Genomic DNA, 1586 nt, shown 5'->3' with positions numbered 1-1586 from the left:
TGAGCCTGCATTACGGCAAGCACCACAAGGCCTATTTCGACGCGCTCAACAAGCTCGCCGCCGGCACGCCCTATGAGGCGATGACCCTGGCCGAGGTGGTGGTGAAGTCGGCCGCAGCCAAGGACCAGGCGGTGTTCAACCAGGCCGGCCAGGCCTGGAACCACAACCTGTACTGGGAGCAGTTCACCCCCGGCGGGCCGAAGGCGCCGCAGGGCCGGCTGGCCGATGCCATCGGCGAGTCCTTCGGCGACCAGGCGGCGCTGGTCAAGGCCACCACCGACGCCGCCGGCAAGGTGTTCGGCAGCGGCTGGGTCTGGCTGGTCGCCGATGCCGGCAAGCTGACCCTGGTCGGCACCTCGAACGCCGACTCCCCCTTCGCCCATGGCGGCCAGCCGCTGTTCGGCATCGATGTCTGGGAGCACGCCTACTACCTGGACTACCAGAACCGCCGCGCCGACCACGTCAAGGCGGTGATGGAAAGCCTCGTCAACTGGTCCGTGGTCTCCGATCGTCTCGGCACCTGAGGCCCAGCTGTTGCAGCCGTAGCATTTTCCCGCATCGGTGAAATGAACCCGTAGTCCCGGTCCGGGAATGTTCCGATGGTGGCGGCCTGGACATCCGGTCCGGCCGGCGTTTCTCGGAACAGCGGGTTGCCCCCGTATCGACTGGAGGTCTGTCATGACCAGGTGGGGATTGATGCTGGCCCTCGCCATGACCGCGGCGGGCTGCGCCCGGCCCGGGGCCGAGGCGGGACGGCAGGTGGTCGTCTACCAGTGCGTCGCCACCGATGCGTCCGCCCCGGGCGCGGCCGCGCAGGGCCAGAAGGGCCGGCGGCTGACGGTGCAGTACGACCCCCGCGGCCAGCAGGCGCTGACCAGCCTCGACGGCGGCAGCGTCAACTATCTCCCCCTGGTGCCGGGCGTGAAGGACCGCCTCTACGCCAATTCGAAATACGCCTGGAAGACCAGCGGCAATGGCGGCCAGTTGACCGACATCGCCGAGGTCCAGACCTACAGCTGCACCCGCTCGGCGGAGCTCGCAGCCGCGCGGCCCTGAGATGCTGACGCTCAGCATCCTGCGCTGCCCCGACGGCGTGCCGCCGGAGACGCGGCAGGTCGGCGGCGGCGAGTTCACCATCGGCCGCGGCACCGAATGCGACTGGGTGCTGCCGGACCCGGAGCGCGTGCTGTCGAAGCGGCACTGCATGGTGGCCTTCGACGGCGCCGCCTGGCAAGTCACCGACACCAGCACCAACGGCACCTTCCTCAATTCGACGTCGGACCGTCTGGACACCGATGCGCCGCGAGTGCTGCGGGACGGCGACCGGCTGGTCTTCGGGCCTTATGAGATCGAGGCGGCGTTCGACCGCGCGCCCTCCGCGCCGGCGCCCGCGCCCGCCCTGGAGCGGCCGCAATCCCTCGCCCCCCGATCCCCGGCCGAGGACCGGCTGACCGGGGATCCCTTCCCGGCCATGGGCGACGACCCGCTGGCCGTCGGCCTGCCGGCCGACGACGTGGCCCTGTCCGGCGGCGCCGACGGCTGGTCGGTCAGCCGGTTCCTCGGCGCGCCCTCCTCGATCTCCGACC

At 70.7% G+C, this 1586-nt stretch carries 3 protein-coding genes; all 3 read left to right on the top strand.

Annotated elements, in window-relative coordinates; translation table 11 throughout:
• A partial coding sequence (locus P409_RS33890) for a superoxide dismutase (protein ID WP_034849076.1) occupies positions 1–524 on the top strand: 524 nt, incomplete at its 5' end.
• A 154-nt stretch (positions 525–678) separates the two neighbouring features.
• Positions 679–1056: a hypothetical protein gene (locus tag P409_RS33885; protein WP_152613700.1), complete on the top strand. Its 378-nt coding sequence runs from the start codon at positions 679–681 to the stop codon at positions 1054–1056.
• A 1-nt stretch (position 1057) separates the two neighbouring features.
• A partial coding sequence (locus tag P409_RS40480) for a type VI secretion system-associated FHA domain protein (protein ID WP_202964900.1) occupies positions 1058–1586 on the top strand: 529 nt, incomplete at its 3' end.

Origin of the sequence: Inquilinus limosus MP06 (assembly GCF_000767795.1) — a bacterium.
In the GTDB taxonomy this organism is placed as follows: Bacteria; Pseudomonadota; Alphaproteobacteria; order DSM-16000; family Inquilinaceae; genus Inquilinus; species Inquilinus limosus_E.
This window is presented reverse-complemented; position numbering and strand designations above follow the sequence as displayed.